Consider the following 18,352-nt stretch of genomic DNA (forward strand, 5'->3'; position numbering starts at 1 on the left):
TAGGTCAGCGGGACCGTGTGGGTGCCGCCGACCAGGAGCCCATCGGGCCCGCGGGTGCGGTCGTGGCCGCAGGGCGGGCTGCGCCGGTCACCGTCGTACGCCCGCTGTCCGTGAGCGAGACGGGCTGTCCGGCGCGGAGGAGGCGGGAGGTGTCTCGTACCACCAATCCGGCCTCCTCGAGCCGTTGGAAGACCGGGTGGGCGACCCGTACTCCGGAGGCCGTGACGACGGACATACGGCGGGAGTTGTTGGGCGGACCCGCCCCAGCTTTCGGAATGGTTTGCAGGGTGGAGAGTCGAGGTGCCGACCGCGGGCTGCGGCCGGTGTGGTTGTGGGCGGCGCCAGGCTGGGTTGCGGCCAGGCATTTCTCCTCAGAGATCTTCGCCGACCTCGCCTTCCGCGTATCTCTCGGCCACGGTGACCAAGATCCGCGTCATCTCCTTCAACGCAGGCCCCGGCTCGATGTCCTGTTGGGCTTCGGCGAGCCGCAACGCCATCACCACTTTCGCAGCGTGCAGTTTCAGCTCGCGGTGCTGGTGCCGTCTGGGCCCGCCGTTGCAGGGCCGCCAGGCCTTGCGGATGACGCGCTCGACGCGGTGCACCTTGATCCGGGGTGCGTCCAGTAGGGAGGGCGCCGCCTCTGTTTCCAGGTACGCGCGAGCTGCCTGGGTCGCAGCGGAGAGCAGCACCCCAACGGGCCGAAAGCGAGCCTCAGCAAGACGCTCGTCACCCAGACTTCGCCGTCGTTGACCGCGTTGGCCGTCACGGCCGAAGAAGGCGGCAGACCGGGAGAAGGTGGCGCTACCGGTGATCACGCAGATCAAGAATGCAGGGCCGGCCAGGTGGTCCAGGGCCGTAAGCCGGCTCTTCTCGCCCATGAGAGGTCCGGACAGCAGAGTCGGTACCGACTGCGCGTGGCGCGGGGGGTGTCCGACCGTGCCGGCATGCGCTCACGGCGGGCCTGCCGGTCGCCGTCAAGCGACAAGGCTGCGGCCCCCATCCGCGCCGATTGTCGGAGTTCGAGCCTGCGCAACCAGCACCGAACCAGCACGGGAGTCAGCACCACGGCGTCAAAATGCCCCACATTAGGCATTCTTGGCGGGGCTGGATTCGGGGCCGACAGAGGTCCTTTCGGGCCCCCTCGGCAGGCGGCATGGCTGAGGGGCACATCCTGCGGGCCGGAAGTGTGGTTGCGGCCACCATGTGCCGCTGACCTGGGCGTTCCTATGGTGTGGCGACATCGAATCGTCCCCGCCCCCGTCCGGAAGTGGTACTCATGGCCGCCTCTGCCACACCGTCATCGCACCCCGGCAGCATCAGGAGAGTCGTCGCCGCGAGTCTCGTCGGGACCACCATCGAGTGGTACGACTTCTTCCTCTACGGGTCCGCCGCCGCCCTGGTGTTCAACACGCTGTTCTTCCCCGCCAGCGATCCCCTCGTCGGGACCCTGCTGGCGTTCCTCACCTACGCCGTCGGATTCGCCGCGCGGCCGCTCGGCGGGGTCGTGTTCGGGCACTACGGCGACCGGATCGGGCGCAAGCGGCTGCTCGTGGTGAGCCTGTTGATGATGGGCGGGGCCACCTTCGCCATTGGGCTGCTGCCGACGCACGCCGGCGTCGGCGCCGCCGCGCCCGTGCTGCTGACCGTGCTGCGGCTGGTGCAGGGCTTCGCGCTCGGGGGCGAGTGGGGCGGTGCGGTGCTGCTCGTCGCCGAGCACGGGGACGACCGGCACCGGGGGTTCTGGGCGTCCTGGCCGCAGGCCGGCGCTCCCGGCGGGAACCTGCTGGCCACCGGGGTGCTGGCGCTGCTGGCGGCCGTCCAGTCGGACGAGGCGTTCCTCGCCTGGGGGTGGCGGGTGCCGTTCCTGCTCTCCGGGGTGCTGGTGGTCGTCGGGCTGTGGATACGGGTCTCGGTGTCGGAGTCGCCGGCGTTCCTCGAGGCGCGGGCCAGGGCCGAGGCGGAGGAGGCGGCGGGGGTCCGGCAGCGGCCGCCGGTGGTCGAGGTGCTGCGCACGGGCCGGCGGGGCGTGCTCACCGCGATCGGCGTGCGCCTGGGCGAGAACGTCTCGTACTACGTGCTCACGGCCTTCCTGCTCGTCTACGTCACCGTCCACCTCCACCTGCCCAAGGGCGACGCCCTGAACGCCGTACTGATCGGCTCGGCGGTGCACTTCGTGACGATCCCGCTGTGGGGCGCCCTGTCGGACCGGATCGGCCGCCGTGCCGTCACGCTCGTCGGCTCGGTCGGCATGGCGGGCTGGGCGTTCGCCTTCTTCGCCCTGCTGGACTCCCGTTCCTTCCCGGTGATCGCCGCCGCGGTCACCGCCGGGCTGCTGCTGCACGGTGCGATGTACGGTCCGCAGGCGGCGTTCATCTCGGAGATGTTCGACACCCGCGTCCGTTATTCGGGGGCCTCCATGGGATCCCAGGTCGCGTCCATCATCGGCGGCGCCCTGGCCCCCGTCATCGCCGTGGAACTGCTCAAGGAGTACGGGTCCTCCGTGCCGGTCTCCGTCTACGTCTGCGCGGCGGCGCTGATCACCGCCGCGACCGCCCTGGCCGCCCGCGAGACCCGCGGCCGCAGCCTCGACCGGCCCGCCCGTACGGCCCCTCCCGTCCCCGTCAAGGGCTGAGCGGGGCCGCGCCCGTATGCTCACCCCCGTGACGGAAGGCGTACGGGAGTTGCTCGGCCTGCTGGCCCAGGGGGCGCCGGCGGAGGAGTTCGCCCGGCCGGCGGCGGCCGCCCGCGCCGCCGGTGCCGGCGACGCCGAGCTGGCCGCCCTCGACGAGGCGACCGGGGTGGCCCTGGAGATACACCGGACGCTGGTCCAGCACCGCACCCGGGAGGCGGAGCTGACCGCGCTGTTCGACACGGCCGGGGACCTCGCCGCGCTGCGCGACCTGGACGCGGTGCTGCGTGCCATCACGCACCGCGCCAAGCAGCTGCTGCACACGGACGTCACGTACCTGTCGCTGAACGACGACGCGGCGGGCGACACCTACATGCGGGTGACCGACGGATCGGTGTCGGCCGCGTTCCAGCAGCTGCGCCTGGGCATGGGCGAGGGGCTCGGCGGGCTCGTCGCCCAGACGGCCCGCCCGTACGCCACCGGCGACTACCAGCGCGATCCCCGGTTCCGGCACACCGCCCCCATCGACGGGGCCGTCGGCGAAGAGGACCTCCACGCCATCCTGGGCGTCCCGCTGCGCCTGGGCCCGAAGGTGATCGGCGTGCTCTTCGCCGCCGACCGCAGCCCGCGCGAGTTCAGCCCGCGCGAGGTGGCGTTGCTGTCCTCGCTCGCCGACCACGCCGCCATCGCCATCGACGGGGCCCGGCTGCTGGAGGAGACCCGCAGGGCGCTGGCCGAACTGGGCGCCGCCTCGCGCACCATCCAGGCGAACAGCGACGCGCTGCGCCGGGCGGAGGAGGCGCACGACCGGCTCACGGGCCTCGTGCTGCGCGGCGGGGACATCGCCGAGGTGGCGGCGGCGATCGGCGCGCTGCTGGAGGGCGGCACGCTCATCCACGACGCCGGCGGGGCGGAGCTGGCCCGCGCGCAGGCCGGGCCCTGCCCGCCGCCGGCCGGGGCCGTCGCCGCGTCCCGGTCGGGCGGCCGGGCGGTCGCGGAGGGCGGCACCTGGGTGTGCGCGGTCCTGGCCGGGCCCGAACTCCTGGGCAGCATCACGCTGACGGGCCGCCCCGGCCTGGACGAGGCGGGGCGGCGCCTGTTCGAGCGGGCCGCCATGGTGACGGCCCTGCTGCTGCTCCTGAGCCGTACGGTGGCGCAGACCGAGGACCGGATACGGGGAGAGCTGCTCGGGGACCTGCTGAGCCCGTCGGCCGATCCCGGGAGCCTGGCCGTGCGGGCCCGGCGCCTGGGCGTGGACCTGGACCGCCCCCACGCCCTGTTCGTCCTGCACAGCGACGCCGTTCCGCGCCCCCGCCTGCTCACGGCCGCCGCGCACCACGCCCGTGAACGCCGGGGCCTGGCCGGGGTCCACCACGACCACGCCGTGCTGCTGGCCCCCTCCGAGGACACCGGCGCCGACGCCGCCCGCCTCGCCGCGGCGCTGGGCCGGAACGTGGGGGCGCCCGTGACGGTGGGCGCGGCGCGGGCCGGCGGCAGCGCGGCCGGGCTGCCGGCCGCGCACGCGGAGGCGCTGCGCTGCCTGTCGACGCTGCGCGCCCTGGGCCGCGCCGGCGACGGGAGCACCCTGGCGGACCTGGGGTTCCTCGGGGTGCTGCTGGGGGACCGGCCGGACCTGTCGGGCTTCGTACGGGCCACGCTGGGGCCGGTCCTGGACTACGACGCCCGGCGCGGCAGCGACCTCGTGCGCACGCTGCGGGTCTACTTCGCCACCGGCATGAGCCAGGCGAGGGCGAAGGAAGCCCTCCACGTCCACGTGAACACGGTGGTGCAGCGCCTGGACCGGATCGGCCGTCTCCTCGGGCCCGACTGGCAGTCCCCCGACCGCTGCCTGGAACTCCAACTGGCCCTGCGGCTGCACCAGGTGTCGGCACCGACGGCCACGGGGCCGGCTCCTTCCTGAGCGCGAACGGCGGCGCCCCCGGGAAGGGGGCGCCGCCGCTGTCCTTCGACGGTCCGCAGGGCTCAGTAGGTGTAGCTGAGACCCGACTTGTACGGGGTCAGCGTCCGCTGGCTCACCACACCGCGGTAGGTGTACCAGCCCCACTTCTTGCACACCGTCTGGTAGCTCAGGGTGTTGTACGCCCCCGAACCCACCCGCACGCGCGGGTAGATGACGTTGTCCCCCCAGTCCCCGGTGGCCGGGCCGCTCGAGTAGGCGTCCACCCCCCAGTACACGCCGACGACGGAACCGCCGGCCGGGCAGTTCCAGCTGCCGAAGTTGACCCAGACGTTCCCTCCCGTCCAGGCACTGGCCGGTGCGGCGCTGAGGCCGACGACGCCGAGCGCCATCAGCGAGCCCGTCAGCACCGCACGGCTTTTACGCAGCATTGATCCACGCATGTGACCTCCCCGGTCACGGCCGGACGCCTTCGCGCCCCGCCGTGCGCAGAAGGCTGCCATATGAGTCACAGGATTGTCTGACTTTCGACGCGATACCTCAGAAGTCGAATTATTGCCGTACATACACCCGTTCGGTCGACGGTTGCCGGGCCGGTTCAGGCGGCCGACGCGATGGTGACCACCAGCGGGGGCCGGACCCGTTCGGCCGTCCACGGGCGGCTGCGCACCAGCCCCGGTTCGGCCACCTCCCGCGCCTCCTCCACGGTCGGGCGGTGCTGGACGGTGTCCCGGAAGCCGGCCCGCTCGAGGAGTCCGGGCAGCAGACCGGCTGGCCACGCGTGGTTGCGCACCTCCTGCCAGGAGCCGTCGGTGCGCCGCAGCCGTACGGTCAGCTCCCGGCCCGGCGCGTACACCGCGCCCGGGTCGCCGATCCGCACGGAGGCGTACTCCTCGCCGGTGCACGCGGGGTCGGTGGCCAGCAGGACGAACGGGCCGCCGGGCCGCAGCAGCCGGCGGACCTCCCGGAACACGTCCAGCACCGCCTCCTCGTCGGGCAGCGAGGCGAGCACGTGGCTGCACATGACCGCGTCGGCGCTGCCGTCGGCCAGGGCTGCCACCCGGCCGTCCCGCACCAGGTGGTATTCCGCCGCCCCGGTGTCCGAGGCCCGGGCCAGGTCCAGCATCTCGGGCGAGGTGTCGACCCCCACCACCCGCGCCCCGAGCAGCTGGGCGGCGTGGCCGGCCACCGCGCCCGGACCGCACCCGTAGTCCACGAGGACGGCGCCGGGCCCGATCCGCGCGGACAGCTCCCGGAAGACGAACGGATAGCCGAGCAGCCAGTCCGTGGCCGCTTCCAGCGCGGCGAAGGCCCGCGCTCCCTCACTCCCGGACCAGGCGGCCGCCCCGGCGCCGCCCGCGTCCCCGGTGTCCCGCGCCGAGTCGCTCACAGCCCCACTATCGACCCGCGTCCGCCCCCGGGCGGGGTCACGACACGGCCTGGGCCGTCCGCGAGCTCGGGCGGGCGCTGCACGGCTACCTCGTCCGCGCGCTGCACGGCTCCCTCGCGGACACCATCGGCCGAGCCTTACCGGGCGCCGGAGGGGACCGGCCGCAGGGTGCGGGCGGCGAGGGCGGCGAAGGCGCAGCAGGCCACGGGCAGCAGCAGGGCCGGCCCGAGCGGTACGAGGCGGGTCAGGGGGCCGATCACCGCCGGGCCGGCGAGCATGCCGAGGTAGCCGAGGCCCGCGACCCGGGAGACGTTGGCGCCGGCCGCCTCCGGGTCCGCGTGGCCCGCGGCGCTGAAGAGCTGGGGGACGCAGCCGGAGAGGCCCGCGCCGAAGAGGGTCCAGCCGGCCAGGGCCGCCGGGACGCCGGGCGCGGCGACGGCCAGGGCCAGCCCGGCCGCGGCGAGGGCGGCTCCGTACCGCAGGACCGCGACGGGGCCGGTGCGTGCCGTCAGCCGGTCCGTCCAGAGCCGCCCGGCGGTCATGGCGGTGGCGAAGGCCCCGTAGGCGAGCGCGGCCGTGGCGGCGGGTGCGCCGAGGGAGTCCTCCAGGTGGAGCGCGCTCCAGTCATTGGCCACGCCCTCGCAAAGCATGAGCAGGAAGGCGAGTACCGCCAGCATCCGGATGCGCGGGGAGGCCCGGCGGGCGGAGCGGGCCGCCGCGGGCGCGGCCGGTCGGGGATCGCGCTCCAGCAGGGCGGGGGCGGCGAGGAGCGCGAGGAGGAGGCCGCCCAGGGCGGTGGTCCCGAGGGTGACGGCGGCGGGCAGGCCGAGGTGCAGGGTGAACGCTCCGGTCAGGGCGGCGAGGGCGCCGCCGAGGGAGAACACGGCGTGGAAGGCGGACATGACCGGGCGCCCGTAGCCGCGTTCGACCTGGACGGCGTGGGCGTTCATCGCGACGTCGAGGCAGCCGTTGCCGAATCCGAGCAGCAGCAGCGCGGCGCCGAGCGACGGGGCGTCGCCGGCCAGGGCCGGCGCCACCAGGGCGGTGGTGCACAGGGCCGCGCCGGCGGGGACGGCCGCGGTGGCGCCGAAGCGGTCGGCGAGCGGTCCGGCGACCCGCATGCCGGTGTAGGCGCCGGCTCCGAGGAGGAGCAGGAGCCAGCCGAGCAGGGCGTGGCCGACGCCGGTGCGCTGCTGCACCACGGGGAGGTGGACGACCCACATGCCCATGGCGAATCCGTTGAGGGCGAAGTAGGCGAAGGTGGCCCGCCGCGCTCGGGGCAGGCGGGCGGGCAGAGGGGCGACGTGTGCGAAGGATGGCATGGAAACGAACGTAACAAACATCAACGATGTGCGGAACTTGCGTTTTGAACACGCGAGATGTTCAATCCGGGTATGAGTGCAGACCGTCTGAGGCAGATCAGCGACGCCGTTCGTACGAGCGGCAGCCGCAGCGTCGCGGAGCTCGCGGAGCTCACGGGCGCCTCCGAGATGACCATCCGCCGCGACCTGGAGGCCCTGGCCGACCAAGGGGTCCTCGAGCGCTACCGGGGCGGCGCGCGGAGCCTGCTGCTGCGCGGGGAGGAGACGCCCTTCCCGCTGCGCGCCCGGGACGGGCTGGACACCAAGCGGCGCCTCGCCGCCGAGGTCGCGGCCCTGCTGGCGGACGGGGAATCGGTCGTCCTGGACAGCGGCACCACCTGCCTGGAGGTGGCCCGCGCCCTGCACCACCGCCGGCTCACCGTCATGCCGCTGTCCCTGCACGCCGCCAACGCCCTCGCCGACGCGCCCCGCCTGACGCTGCTGCTGCCGGGCGGGGCGCCGCGCCGGGGCGAACTCGCCCTCACCGGGCCGCTGACCGAAGCCTCCCTCGCCGCCCTGCGCTTCGACACCGCCGTCATCGGCTGCTGCGGCCTGAGCGCGGAGCACGGCCTGACCGCCTACGACCTGGCCGACGCCGCCGTCAAGCGCGCCGCAATCGCCTCGGCGCGCCGGGTCATCGCCGTCACGGAGTCCGCGAAGCTCGCGCGCACCGCCCTCGCGCACGTGCTGCCCGCCTCGGCGCTGCACGCGGTCGTCACCGACCAGGCGGCGCCGCAGGAGCAGACCGACGCGCTCGCCGCCGCCGGCGTCACCGTACGGAAGGTGTGAGGCCATGGACGCCGTCGTGCTCTTCGACCTGTTCGGCGTCATAGCCCGCCACCAGTCACCGGCCGGGAAGGAGCGCCTCGTCACGACGGCCGGTGTCCCCGGGGCGGTGTTCTGGGAGGCCTACTGGGCGCTGCGTCCGCCCTACGACCGCGGCGAGGTCGGCGGACCGGAGTACTGGCGGCGGGTGGGCGACGCGCTCGGCACCCGGTTCGGCGCACGGAAGGCCGCCTCGCTCGTGGAGGCCGACGTCGCGAGCTGGAGCGCGGTGGACGCGGAGATGGTGGACCTGGTCGGGGAACTGGCCGCGGCCGGGCGGCGGATCGCCCTGCTGTCGAACATCCCGGAGGAACTCGCCGTCTACTACGAACGCCACCACCCCTGGCTCGCGCACTTCCGGGTGCGGGGCCTGTCGTGCCGGATCGGCCATGCCAAACCGGCGGCCGGCGCCTACGCGTGGTGCCTGCGGGCGCTGGACGCGGCGCCCGGCGAGGTCCTGTTCGTCGACGACCGGCAGGAGAACGTCGACGCCGCCCGCGCCCTCGGCATCCGCGGCCACCGCTTCACCTCGGCGGCCGCGCTGCGCGAGGCGCTCGTACCGGGCCGCCCGGCGGACCGCACCGGCCCGCGCTGAACGCCCGCGGGTCCGCCGCCGCGACAGCCGGGCCGCCCCGCCGTCCGAGGGACGGTGGATCAGGAGGCCCGGGCGTCTTCCAGGAGCTCGGGGCCGTTGTTGCGCACGCTGTTGACCGCCGTGGTGACCGCGCGGACCTCCAGGCGGCCGCCGGCGGGGGTGGCGAGGAGGGCGCGCAGGGCGTGGGGGTCCTGGTGGGCGGGATCGAGCCAGGCGTCGTAGTCGGCGGGGGCGAGGGCCAGCGGCATCCGGGGGTGGACGCGGCCGGCGGCGTCCGCGGCCTCGGTGGTGATGACGGTGCAGGTCGCCCACCAGGCGGCCGGGTCGTCCTCGTCGGCGACGGCCGGGTCGCGCCAGAACTCGTACAGGCCCGCCATCGCCATCACCGTGCCGTCCTGCGGGCTGATGAAGTACGGCTGCTTGTACGCCTTCGCGGAGCCGGCCGCCGGGACGGACTGCCATTCGTAGAAGCCGTCGGCCGGCAGCAGGCAGCGGCGCTTGGCGAAGGCCCGGCGGTAGGCGGGCTTCTCACCGACCGTCTCGACCCTGGCGTTGATCATCTTCGCCGCGCCGCCCGGGCCCTTCGACCAGGACGGGACGAGCCCCCACCGCAGCGGCCTCAGCTGCCGCTCCAGGACCCCGCTCTCCCGGTCGGCGCGCTCCAGCACCGCCCATACCGGGTCGGTCGGGGCGACGTTCCAGCTGGGCGGGAGCACGAGGTCGGGGCTGGGCCCGGTCGCCTCGAAGAGGCCCGTCAGGTCGTCGGGGCTGCGGGTGGAGACGTAACGGCCGCACATGCCGTCCAGCCTGCCACGCGCGCCCCCGGTATGCGCCCAGGCCGTGCGGGACGACAGCCGGGGGCGTTCGCAGCGCCGGCGGCCGCCGCGGTCGGCCGCCCCGGTGGCGGGCCCGGATGCGTGGGCGGCGGACCGGCTCCAGGGTGGAGGCATGGAGCACGCGCCGATCGTCGTCCACCGCATCTCCCCCTCGGGCGGCCGCCGGGTCACCGTCCGCGTCCAGGACCGCGACACGGTGCTGGGCACCGCGCACACCGACGCGGACGTGATCGAGTTCCTGCGCCGGGCCGAGGTGCCGGACCCCGACGAGGTGGTGCTCGGCGGCGCTCCCGAGGCGATCGAGTGGCAGGGGGACGCCCCGCACGTCTACGAGGCCGAACCGGCCGACACCGACATCCCCTGACGCTCCCCCGAATCCCCGAATCCCCGATCCCCCGATCGCCCGAACCTCCGATACCCGATCCCCCTCGGTCGGCGCCGCATTCCGGCCAATCGCTGATGTGCACATGACATCTCAGGACCGCTGTGACACGCTCCGTGGCGCACTCCGCACCGCCCTCGCACCACACCCCCACAAGGACGTGTCACAGAGGAGCGACATGATGCACCGTGCGAAACTCGCCGTCGCCGCACTGGCCCTCGCGGCCACGGCCGGCGGTGTCACGAGCGCCGCCGCCTTCGGCACCACCGCGGACCAGAAGGCCGACGGCGTCATCGTCGTCGCGGGCAACACCTGTACCTGGACCAACGCCCGCACCAGCGCCAATCCCCCCAGCGCCCTCACCGTCGACCGCACCAGCATCAACAGGCCCGGCGGCAACCTGGCCTGCGACGGCGGCATCACCGCCACCCTCAACAACAACCCGGCCTTCACCTTCGACGACGCCGGCGCCACCGCCCGTACCGACCTGATCGACATCACCGGACAGCAGAGCTTCATATCGTGCCGCTACAAGGCCACGAACATCACGTGGGACCGGGACGGGACGAGCAGGAAGTACGTCAACCGGGCCTTCACCGCCACCAAGGCCTCCGGCAGCTTCCTGTGCCCGGGATCCGTGACCACCGCGGCCGGCGGCGCGTCCATGCTGTTCCACTGACACCCGGCCGGCGCCGGCCGGTGCCTCCCCGCCGTCCCCGGCCGGCGGCGGGGAGGCACCCGCCCGGGAAAAGGCGGGCCGCCGGGCTGCTCGCCGCATGCGGCCCCGACTCCCCGGGTGGCGGTACCGCCACCCGATGGCCGCGGCCGGGTCGCCGGGGCCGGGACGGGGCATGAGCATGGTGGGGAGTCCGCCCGGGTGAGGAGGCCGGTGATGGCCGATGCGCAGCCCGACCCGCCGACCGACGGCCCCGGAGCGGGATCTCCGGCGGCGGGGGGCCTGCTCGACGTGCTCGGGGTGGCCGCGGTGGTCCTGGACGCCGAGGGCCGGATCAGCCTGTGGAGCCCGCAGGCCGAGGCGCTCTTCGGGTACACCGCGCAGGAGGCGCTGGGGCAGTACGCGGCGTCGCTGCTGGTGGAGGCGCCGGACCGCGAGGAGGTCCTGGAGCTGTTCACCCGGGTGATGTGGGGCAAGGGCACCTGGGCGGGATCCTTCCCCGTGCGCCACCGGGACGGCCACAGCGTGCTCGTGGAGTTCCGCAACATGCGCCTCCAGGCGTCCAACGGACGGCTCTACGCGCTGGGCCTGGCCTCCGAGCAGGCCACCCTGCGCCGCGTGGAACGGGACCTGGCGCTGTCGCTGCGCATGGTCGACCAGTCCCCCATCGGCCTGGCCGTCCTCGACACCGACCTGCGGTACGTGCTGGTCAACCCGGCTCTGGAACGCATCAACGGCTTGTCGGCCGAGCAGCACCTCGGGCAGCGGATCAGCGACCTCCTGCCCTTCCTGGACGGGGCGGCGGTCGAGGCCCGGATGCGGGAGGTCCTGGCGACCGGCGTGCCGGTGCTGGACCAGTTCACCACCGGCCAGATCTCCGAGGACTCCGGCGAGCGGGCCTGGCTGGTGTCGGTCTACCGGCTGGAGGACCAGGCCGCGCGGGTGATCGGCGTCGCGGTGTCGGTGGTGGACGTGACCGAACAGCACCGGGCGGCCGTGTCCGCCGCCCACGCCCGCCGGCGCCTCGCCCTGATCGCGGACGCCTCGGTGCGCATCGGTACCACCCTCGACCTGGACATCACCGCCCGGGAGCTGGCCGACGTCGCCGTCCCGGAGATCGCCGACATCGCCGCCGTGGACGTCCTCGACACCATCCTGACGGGCCCGAGGCCCGGCGAGGCCGCCGACGACGGGGGCGTACGGTTCCGGGCGCTCGCGGTGAAGGCGGCCTACCGCACCCCCGCGGAGGAGGCCGCCGACCCCGTCGGCGACGTGGCGTCGTACCGCCCCGAGCGGCTGGTGGCGCGCTGCGCCCGCACCGCCCGGCCCGAGCTCGTCCCGCACGTGCGGCCCGAGGACCTGCCCCGCATCGCCCGTGACGAGGACGCGGCCCGGCTGCTGGGCGAGGCGGGGGTGCACTCCTACCTCGCGGTGCCGCTGATCGCCCGCGGCCAGGTGCTGGGCACCCTCGACCTCAAGCGGGCCCGCAACCCCGTGCCGTTCGGCCCGGACGACGTGCTGCTCGCCTCCGAACTCGCCGCGCACGCGGCCGTCTCCATCGACAACGCCCGCTGGTACCAGCGCCAGCGCCACGCCGCGCTCGCCCTCCAGCGCCACCTGCTGCCCCAGCACCCCCCGGCGGCCCCCGGACTGGACATCGCCTACCGGTACCAGCCGGCCGGCGCCGCCGACGAGACCGGCGGTGACTGGTTCGACGTCATCCCCCTGACGGGTGACCGGACGGCGCTGGTCGTCGGAGACGTGATGGGCAGCGGCATCAACGCCGCGGCGACGATGGGGCAGCTGCGCGCCACCGCACGCGCGCTGGGCCGTCTCGGCCTCGACCCGGCCATGGTCATGACCCACCTCGACGCGGCGACGGGCGACCTCGGCGACGCGATGGCCACCTGCGTGTACGCCGTCTACGACCCGCACACCCGGCTGTGCCACATCTCCACCGCGGGCCACCTGCCGCCGGTGCACCTGCGCAACGGCCGCCCTCCGCGGCTGCTGCGCCTGCCGACCGCGGTGCCGCTGGGCGTGGGCGGGGTCCCCTTCAGCACCACCGCCGTGGCCCTGGGCAAGGGTGACGAGCTGGTGCTGTACACCGACGGGCTCGTCGAGACCCGGGACCAGGACATCGACACCCGCCTGCTGACGCTGACGGACCTCCTGGCCGGCCCCCACCGCCCCATCGAGGAGACCTGCGACCTGCTGCTGTCGGCCCTGCGCCGCCCCGACACGCACGACGACGTCGCCCTGCTGATCGCCCGCGCCCACGCCTGAGCGGTCACGCGGGGGCGCCCGCCTCCGGAGGCGGGCGGTGAGGTCACGTCCGCGGGGTGAGCCGCTCCCAGAGGAAGGTGTGCACGAGCGCCTCGTTGAAGGCGGTCTGCTGGTGGTCGGTGGCGCCGGCGTGGCCGCCGCCGATGTGCTCGTGGAAGAGGACGGGATGCCCCAGCTCCCGGAGCCGGGCGGCCGCCTTGCGGGCGTGGCCGGGGTGGACGCGGTCGTCCCGGGTGGAGGTGAGCAGCAGCAGCGGCGGGTACGGGGGGCCGTCGGCGCGGATGCGGTGGTACGGGGAGATCCGCTCGAGGTGGGGCCGGTCGGCGGGGTCGTCCGGGTTGCCGTACTCGGCGGTCCAGCTGGCTCCGGCGAGGAGCTTGTGGAAGCGGAGCATGTCCAGCAGCGGGACGTGCGCGACGACGGCGCCGAACAGCTCCGGGTCGCGTGTGAGCATCGCGCCCATCAGGAGGCCGCCGTTGCTGCCGCCCTCGATGCCCAGCTGGGCGGGGGTGGTGATGCCGCGCGCGGTGAGGTCGCGGGCGACGGCGGCGAAGTCCTCGAAGGCCCGGACGCGGTGCGCGCCGAGGGCGGCCTGGTGCCAGGCGGGCCCGTACTCGCGGCCGCCCCGGATGCCGGCGACCACGTACGTCCCTCCGCGCGCGAGCCAGGCCCGGCCGGTGACCGCGCTGTACTGCGGGACCATGGAGATCTCGAATCCGCCGTAGCCGTAGAGCAGGGTCGGGCCGGGGCCGGGGCGGTCCTCGGGGCCGACCACGAAGTACGGGACGCGGGTGCCGTCGGGGGAGGTGGCGAAGTACTGGCGGACGCGGAGCCCGGCGGTGTCGAAGAGGGCGGGCGCCTGCTTGAGGGCCTGGCCGCCGGCGGACCCGGCCTCCCCGCGGTAGAGGGTGGAGGGCTGGAGGTAGCCGGTGACGTCGAGGAAGTACTCGTCGCTCTCGTCCGGGTCGGTGCACACCACCGACGCCGTGGACAGCGGCGGTACGCCGTCCAGCGGGGCGCGGCTCCAGCCGTCCGGGCCGGGGGTGAGCAGTTCCAGGCGGGAGGAGACGTCGGCGCGGGTGCGCAGCAGGAGGTGGTTGCGGGTCCAGCTGTAGCCGGCGAGGGCGGTGCGCTCGTCCGGGGTGAACAGGACGGCGGCCTCGCGGCCGCCCGCGCGGTACGCCTGGAGGTCGAAGGCGAGCAGGCTGCCCGCGGGATGGCCCAGCCAGGGGGTGCGCGGCTGGACGACCAGCCACTGGCGGTGGATGCCGGCGACGGCGTCGTCCGGTACGTCGATCTTCTCGGGCGGTGCGGCGGGGTCCTCGGGGAGCAGGAACAGCTCCTGGTTCCAGAAGTCGATCTGCCGGGACACGAAGTCCCGCTCGAAGCCGGGTGTGTCGTCGTGCCAGCCGGTGGCGGACAGGTCGTCCGGCCGGCCCTCGTAGACCCGCTCGGCTTCGGCGAGGGGGGTGCCGCGGCGCCAGCGGCGGACCTGGAGGGGGTAGCCGGAGGGGGACATGGAGCCGGGGCCGAAGTCGGTGCCGATCCACAGGTGGTCGGCGTCGATCCAGTCGACCCGGGTCTTGGCCTCCTCGACGGTGAAGCCGCCCCCGACGAACTCCAGCGTCGTGAGGTCGAACTCGCGCACCACGCAGGCGTCGGCGCCGTCGCGGGACAGCATCACCAGGGCGTGGCGGTGCTCGGGGCCCAGCACGGCGCTGCCGGCCCAGGCCCACTTCTCGCCCTCGGCCTCGGCGAGCGCGTCGAGGTCGAGGACGGTCTCCCAGGCCGGCCGCTCGGTGCGGTACTCCTCCAGGGTGGTGCGCCGCCAGACCCCGCGCAGCCGGTCCGCGTCCTGCCAGAAGTTGTAGAGGTGGCGGCCGCGCCGGACCACGTAGGGGATGCGTCCGCCGTCGTCGAGGACCTCGCGCACCTCGCGCTCCAGCACCTTGAAGCCCGGGGCGGTGGTCAGCGCGGCGACCGTCTCGGCGTTGCGCTCCCGGACCCAGGAGAGCGCGGCCTCGCCGTCCACGTCTTCCAGCCACAGGTAGGGGTCGTGGTCGCAGGGGCTGCCGGAGCCGGCGGGGGTCTCTTCGCTCATCCGCCGATTGTGCCGGACGCGGCCGGGCCTGCGGCGCCGGCCCGGCCCGTCGGCGCGCTACTGGGCGGCGGCGCGGTGGACGCCTTCGAGGAGTGCCAGGTCGTCGTCGGTGAGGTGCAGGGCGCCGGCGGCGACGTTGTCGAGCAGGTGGTCCGGGTTGCCGGTGCCCGGGATGGCCAGGACGTGGGGTCCCCGCTGGAGGGTCCAGGCGAGGCGTACCTGCGCCGGGCTCGCCCCGTGGGCGCGGGCCACGGCGAGCACTTCCTCGCTCTCGGAGGCGCCCGCGCCGCCCTCTCGGCCGGCGGCGGCGATCGCGTAGAAGGGCACGAAGGCGATGCCTTGTTCCCCGCAGTGCCGTACGAAGTCGTCGTACTCGGGCCGCACGCCGATGCCGTACATGTTCTGCACGCAGACGACGGGCGCGATGGCCCGGGCCTCGGCGAGCTGCTCGGGGGTGACGTTGGAGACGCCGAGGTGGCGGATGAGCCCGGCCCGGCGCAGTTCCGCCAGGGCCGCGAAGCGTTCGGCGAAGTCGGGGTGGTCGGGCAGGACGCGCAGGTTGACCACGTCGAGGTGGTCGCGGCCGAGCTGGCGCAGGTTCTCCTCGACCTGGCCGCGCAGCTCGGCCGCGACGGCGTGCCTCGTCCACTCCCCCGAGGCGTCGCGGGCGGGGCCGACCTTGGTGGCGATGACCAGGTCGTCGGGGTAGGGGCCGCCGAGGGCGCTGTTGATCAGCTCGTTGGCGGAGCGGAGCGGGGAGAAGTAGAAGGCCGCGGTGTCGATGTGGTTCACGCCGAGTTCCACGGCGCGGCGCAGGACGGCGATGGCCCGGTCCCGGTCGCCGGACGGGCCGCCGGCCTGGAGCGCGGCACCGTTCTGCGTCAGCCGCATGCTGCCGAAGCCTATGCGGTTGACCTTCATGTCTCCGAGGGTCCACGTGCCCGACGCGGATGCGGTGATCGTCTCTGTGGTCATCCGAAGATGATCTCCCGGGCGGCGGGTCCGCCGCCAGGGGCTTTCGCCCGCCGCACCCCTCTCACATGTGCGGGTCGGAGTAGTACGTCTCGATCTGCCGGACGAAGCCCGGCTCGTCCTCGTGGCGCCCGTTCTGCTCGTAGTCGGGTGAGTCCTTGACCTGGTCCCGGGTGCAGGTGAGGTGCACGGCCCGGGCCTCGGCGTCGACGCGCGCCACGAAGCCGGCCGGTATGACGACCTTGCGGCCGAAGATCCACGGGCCGGTGTCGACGACGAGGTAGGAGCGGGCCACGTCGTCCGTGTGCCGGTCGACCTTGCCGATGGGTCCGTCGGCCGCGTCGACCTTGTAGCCGACGAGGTCGGTGCCGGGCGCGTAGCCCGACCGGTGGCCGTAGCCCCAGATCCCGGTTCCCATGACGGCCTCCCTCTGACTGCACCCTGCCCGACCTCTGACTGTCCCTGCCCCCCTGGCCTGCGCCTACCCGTCGGCCGGTACGGAAACCCGGCGCAGTCGGTAGACACTGTCTACGCAACCTGGTAGACAGTGTCTATGGCGAATGAACCGGATGGGTCGCTGCGCGAGCGGCTGATCGACGTCGGAGTGGAACTGGTCACGAGCGAGGGGACCGGCTCCCTCGGCCTGCGCGAGATCGCCCGCCGCGCCGGCGTCTCCCACGGCGCGCCGCGGCGCTACTTCCCCACCCACCAGTCACTGCTGTCGGCCATCGCCCGGCGCGGCTTCGGCGACCTCGGCACCCGCTTCCTCGCGGCCGGCGCGGCGCGGCCCGCGCCCCGGGAGCACGTGCGGGCGCTCGGCCGGGCGTACGTGGGCTACGCCCTGGAGCAGCGCGGGATGTTCGAGCTGATGTTCCGCCACGACCTGCTGGACAGCACCGGCCGGGAGCCCTCGGGGGCGCCGCGGCTGCGGGAGCAGACCCTGCCGCTGTTCACGCTGCTGACCCGGCTGGTCGGCGCGTGCGGGGCGGCCGAGCCCGAGGTGACGGCGGCCGCGCTGTGGGCGGGGCTGCACGGGGTGGCGCAGCTGTGGGGATACGGCAGCCTGCCCCTGGTCCTCGGGGCCGACGCGACCGGGGACTCCGGCCCGCCCGTGGACGCGCTGGTGGACGCCGTGGTGGACGCCCACCTCGGGACGGCGGCGGCGTGAGGGCGCGGCTCGCGCTGCTGGCCGGCGTCGGCGGGGCCATGCTCGTCGCCCTCGACGGCACGGTGCTGATCGTGGTGCAGCCCGCCCTGCGCCGCGATCTGGGGGCGGGGGTGGCGGAGGTCCAGTGGACGAGCACCGCGTACCTGCTCGCCGTCGCCGCCTTCCTCGTCGTCGCCGGGCGCCTCGGGGACCGGTACGGGCACACCCGGCTGCTGCTGACGGGGGTGCTCGGCTTCGCCGCCGCTTCGGCGGGGATCGCGTTCGCGCCCGGGGTCGGCTGGGTGATCGCGCTGCGCGCCCTACAGGGGCTGTTCGGGGCGCTGTTGCAGCCCGCGACGCTCGCCCTGCTGCGGCTGGCGTACCCGGGGGAGCGGCTGGGCCGGGCGGTGGCGGTGCGGACCGGTGCGATCGGGGTGGCCGCGGCTGCGGGGCCGCTGCTGGGCGGGGTGCTGGTCGCGCAGTGGGGCTGGCGGGCCGTGTTCGCGGTCAACGTGCCGGCGGCACTGCTGGTCGCCGCCCTGGCGCTCGCCGTACGGGTGCCCGCCCCGCGGCACCGGGAGCCCGGGCGGCTGGGTCCGGCGGGTCCCGTGCTGCTCGCGGCCGCTCTGGCGGCGGCGGTGCACGCGCTGGCCGGCGTACCGCAGTACGGGTGGACGGCCGCGCCGACGCTGCTGGGCTGCGGGGCGGCCGCCGGGCTGGGGGCGCTGTTCGTACGGGGCGAGCGGCGCGCGCAGCTGCCGCTGGTGCCCGCGGCCGTGGCGCGGTCGCGGCCCGTGGCGGCCTCCATGGCGCTGCTGCTGGCCGTGTCGGCCGGCATGTTCGGGGCGCTGTTCACGGCGACGTTCCTGCTCCAGGACGTACGGGGCCTCGGGCCGCTCGCCACCGGGGTCCGGGTGCTCCCGCTGACCGCCCTGATGGTGGCCGGGGCGCCGGTGGCGCAGGCGGCGCTGCGCCGGTACGGGCCGCGGCGGACCGCGCTCGCGGGGACGGCGCTGGTGGTGCTGGGCATCGCGGGCCTGGAGGCGTGCGGCGGGCCGGCGTTCGGGGTGCTGGGGGCCGGTTTCGGGGCGGTGATGGTCACCGCCACCGGGACCGTGGTCGGCGACGCACCGCCCGGGTGCGCGGGGGTGGTGGGCGGGCTGAAGCAGACCGCCATGAACGTGGGGCCGAGCCTGGGCATCGCCGTCGCGGCGGGTGCCGGCGCCGGCTCCGG

17 protein-coding genes are annotated in these 18,352 nt (G+C 74.8%); 9 read left to right on the forward strand and 8 right to left on the reverse strand.

Features of this window, described 5'->3' with window-relative positions; genetic code table 11:
• Positions 1-371: 371 nt before the first annotated feature.
• Entirely contained in the window at positions 372-878 is a 507-nt protein-coding gene (locus tag AB0D45_RS09680; protein ID WP_362456530.1) for a hypothetical protein, read from the reverse strand.
• A gap of 398 nt (positions 879-1,276) precedes the next feature.
• On the opposite strand from AB0D45_RS09680, the gene AB0D45_RS09685 reads away from it, so the two are divergent.
• Positions 1,277-2,632 carry an MFS transporter gene (locus AB0D45_RS09685; RefSeq protein WP_362456533.1) on the forward strand — a complete coding sequence of 452 codons (1,356 nt, stop codon included), beginning with the start codon at positions 1,277-1,279 and terminating at the stop codon, positions 2,630-2,632.
• A gap of 16 nt (positions 2,633-2,648) precedes the next feature.
• Complete coding sequence (locus AB0D45_RS09690; protein ID WP_362456536.1) at positions 2,649-4,550, forward strand: helix-turn-helix domain-containing protein; 1,902 nt, start codon at positions 2,649-2,651, stop codon at positions 4,548-4,550.
• Between the two features lie 62 nt (positions 4,551-4,612).
• Here AB0D45_RS09690 and AB0D45_RS09695 read toward each other — a convergent pair whose 3' ends face one another.
• From AB0D45_RS09695 to AB0D45_RS09705, 3 genes are all read right to left on the reverse strand, one after another.
• Positions 4,613-4,978 carry a hypothetical protein gene (locus AB0D45_RS09695; RefSeq protein ID WP_362456538.1) on the reverse strand — a complete coding sequence of 122 codons (366 nt, stop codon included), beginning with the start codon at positions 4,976-4,978 and terminating at the stop codon, positions 4,613-4,615.
• Between the two features lie 167 nt (positions 4,979-5,145).
• Positions 5,146-5,937, reverse strand: coding sequence for a class I SAM-dependent methyltransferase (locus tag AB0D45_RS09700; RefSeq protein WP_362456540.1), 792 nt, complete (start codon positions 5,935-5,937; stop codon positions 5,146-5,148).
• Positions 5,938-6,074: 137 nt separating this feature from the next.
• Positions 6,075-7,259: an MFS transporter gene (locus tag AB0D45_RS09705; protein WP_362456542.1), complete on the reverse strand. Its 1,185-nt coding sequence runs from the start codon at positions 7,257-7,259 to the stop codon at positions 6,075-6,077.
• Between the two features lie 72 nt (positions 7,260-7,331).
• Between AB0D45_RS09705 and AB0D45_RS09710 the strand changes: the two genes are divergently transcribed.
• Together AB0D45_RS09710 and AB0D45_RS09715 are read left to right on the forward strand one after the other, a co-directional pair.
• Positions 7,332-8,087, forward strand: a complete 756-nt coding sequence (locus AB0D45_RS09710; RefSeq protein ID WP_362456544.1) for a DeoR/GlpR family DNA-binding transcription regulator — start codon at positions 7,332-7,334, stop codon at positions 8,085-8,087.
• Positions 8,088-8,091: 4 nt separating this feature from the next.
• Positions 8,092-8,718: an HAD family phosphatase gene (locus tag AB0D45_RS09715; RefSeq protein ID WP_362456547.1), complete on the forward strand. Its 627-nt coding sequence runs from the start codon at positions 8,092-8,094 to the stop codon at positions 8,716-8,718.
• Positions 8,719-8,777: 59 nt separating this feature from the next.
• Here the strand turns inward: AB0D45_RS09715 and AB0D45_RS09720 are convergent, their stop codons facing one another.
• On the reverse strand, positions 8,778-9,515 hold the full coding sequence (locus tag AB0D45_RS09720; protein WP_361609578.1) for an SOS response-associated peptidase: 738 nt from the start codon (positions 9,513-9,515) through the stop codon (positions 8,778-8,780).
• Positions 9,516-9,666: 151 nt separating this feature from the next.
• Between AB0D45_RS09720 and AB0D45_RS09725 the strand changes: the two genes are divergently transcribed.
• From AB0D45_RS09725 to AB0D45_RS09735, 3 genes are all read left to right on the forward strand, one after another.
• Positions 9,667-9,918 carry a hypothetical protein gene (locus AB0D45_RS09725; RefSeq protein ID WP_362456549.1) on the forward strand — a complete coding sequence of 84 codons (252 nt, stop codon included), beginning with the start codon at positions 9,667-9,669 and terminating at the stop codon, positions 9,916-9,918.
• A 199-nt stretch (positions 9,919-10,117) separates the two neighbouring features.
• A complete protein-coding gene (locus AB0D45_RS09730; protein ID WP_362456552.1) occupies positions 10,118-10,615 on the forward strand; it encodes a hypothetical protein in 498 nt (165 codons plus the stop codon).
• 213 nt (positions 10,616-10,828) lie between these two features.
• On the forward strand, positions 10,829-12,898 hold the full coding sequence (locus tag AB0D45_RS09735; protein WP_362456555.1) for a SpoIIE family protein phosphatase: 2,070 nt from the start codon (positions 10,829-10,831) through the stop codon (positions 12,896-12,898).
• 43 nt (positions 12,899-12,941) lie between these two features.
• Here AB0D45_RS09735 and AB0D45_RS09740 read toward each other — a convergent pair whose 3' ends face one another.
• The 3 genes from AB0D45_RS09740 to AB0D45_RS09750 form a co-directional block, all read right to left on the reverse strand.
• Positions 12,942-14,999 (reverse strand): prolyl oligopeptidase family serine peptidase, encoded by a 2,058-nt coding sequence (locus AB0D45_RS09740; RefSeq protein WP_362456558.1) that lies wholly within the window; start codon positions 14,997-14,999, stop codon positions 12,942-12,944.
• A 57-nt stretch (positions 15,000-15,056) separates the two neighbouring features.
• The gene (locus AB0D45_RS09745; protein ID WP_362456560.1) at positions 15,057-15,974 is read right to left on the reverse strand and encodes an oxidoreductase; all 918 of its coding nucleotides are present in this window, start codon (positions 15,972-15,974) and stop codon (positions 15,057-15,059) included.
• Between the two features lie 61 nt (positions 15,975-16,035).
• The gene (locus AB0D45_RS09750) at positions 16,036-16,389 is read right to left on the reverse strand and encodes a PRC-barrel domain containing protein (protein ID WP_362456563.1); all 354 of its coding nucleotides are present in this window, start codon (positions 16,387-16,389) and stop codon (positions 16,036-16,038) included.
• A gap of 135 nt (positions 16,390-16,524) precedes the next feature.
• On the opposite strand from AB0D45_RS09750, the gene AB0D45_RS09755 reads away from it, so the two are divergent.
• On the forward strand, positions 16,525-17,139 hold the full coding sequence (locus AB0D45_RS09755; protein WP_362456566.1) for a TetR/AcrR family transcriptional regulator: 615 nt from the start codon (positions 16,525-16,527) through the stop codon (positions 17,137-17,139).
• 38 nt (positions 17,140-17,177) lie between these two features.
• A partial coding sequence (locus tag AB0D45_RS09760; protein ID WP_362456590.1) for an MFS transporter occupies positions 17,178-18,352 on the forward strand: 1,175 nt, incomplete at its 3' end.

Origin of the sequence: Streptomyces sp. NPDC048352, assembly GCF_040651895.1 — a bacterium.
In the GTDB taxonomy this organism is placed as follows: domain Bacteria; phylum Actinomycetota; class Actinomycetes; order Streptomycetales; family Streptomycetaceae; genus Streptomyces.

Excerpts from the sequence above, each read along its gene's own strand:
- AB0D45_RS09745 (WP_362456560.1), bottom strand. The coding sequence starts at position 15,974 with ATGACCACAGAGACGATCACCGCATCCGCGTCGGGCACGTGGACCCTC.
- AB0D45_RS09710 (WP_362456544.1), top strand. The coding sequence starts at position 7,332 with ATGAGTGCAGACCGTCTGAGGCAGATCAGCGACGCCGTTCGTACGAGC.
- AB0D45_RS09735 (WP_362456555.1), top strand. The coding sequence starts at position 10,829 with ATGGCCGATGCGCAGCCCGACCCGCCGACCGACGGCCCCGGAGCGGGA.
- AB0D45_RS09695 (WP_362456538.1), bottom strand. The coding sequence starts at position 4,978 with ATGCTGCGTAAAAGCCGTGCGGTGCTGACGGGCTCGCTGATGGCGCTC.
- AB0D45_RS09680 (WP_362456530.1), bottom strand. The coding sequence starts at position 878 with ATGGGCGAGAAGAGCCGGCTTACGGCCCTGGACCACCTGGCCGGCCCT.
- AB0D45_RS09705 (WP_362456542.1), bottom strand. The coding sequence starts at position 7,259 with ATGCCATCCTTCGCACACGTCGCCCCTCTGCCCGCCCGCCTGCCCCGA.
- AB0D45_RS09715 (WP_362456547.1), top strand. The coding sequence starts at position 8,092 with ATGGACGCCGTCGTGCTCTTCGACCTGTTCGGCGTCATAGCCCGCCAC.
- AB0D45_RS09755 (WP_362456566.1), top strand. The coding sequence starts at position 16,525 with ATGGCGAATGAACCGGATGGGTCGCTGCGCGAGCGGCTGATCGACGTC.
- AB0D45_RS09685 (WP_362456533.1), top strand. The coding sequence starts at position 1,277 with ATGGCCGCCTCTGCCACACCGTCATCGCACCCCGGCAGCATCAGGAGA.
- AB0D45_RS09690 (WP_362456536.1), top strand. The coding sequence starts at position 2,649 with ATGCTCACCCCCGTGACGGAAGGCGTACGGGAGTTGCTCGGCCTGCTG.
- AB0D45_RS09740 (WP_362456558.1), bottom strand. The coding sequence starts at position 14,999 with ATGAGCGAAGAGACCCCCGCCGGCTCCGGCAGCCCCTGCGACCACGAC.
- AB0D45_RS09750 (WP_362456563.1), bottom strand. The coding sequence starts at position 16,389 with ATGGGAACCGGGATCTGGGGCTACGGCCACCGGTCGGGCTACGCGCCC.
- AB0D45_RS09730 (WP_362456552.1), top strand. The coding sequence starts at position 10,118 with ATGCACCGTGCGAAACTCGCCGTCGCCGCACTGGCCCTCGCGGCCACG.
- AB0D45_RS09720 (WP_361609578.1), bottom strand. The coding sequence starts at position 9,515 with ATGTGCGGCCGTTACGTCTCCACCCGCAGCCCCGACGACCTGACGGGC.
- AB0D45_RS09725 (WP_362456549.1), top strand. The coding sequence starts at position 9,667 with ATGGAGCACGCGCCGATCGTCGTCCACCGCATCTCCCCCTCGGGCGGC.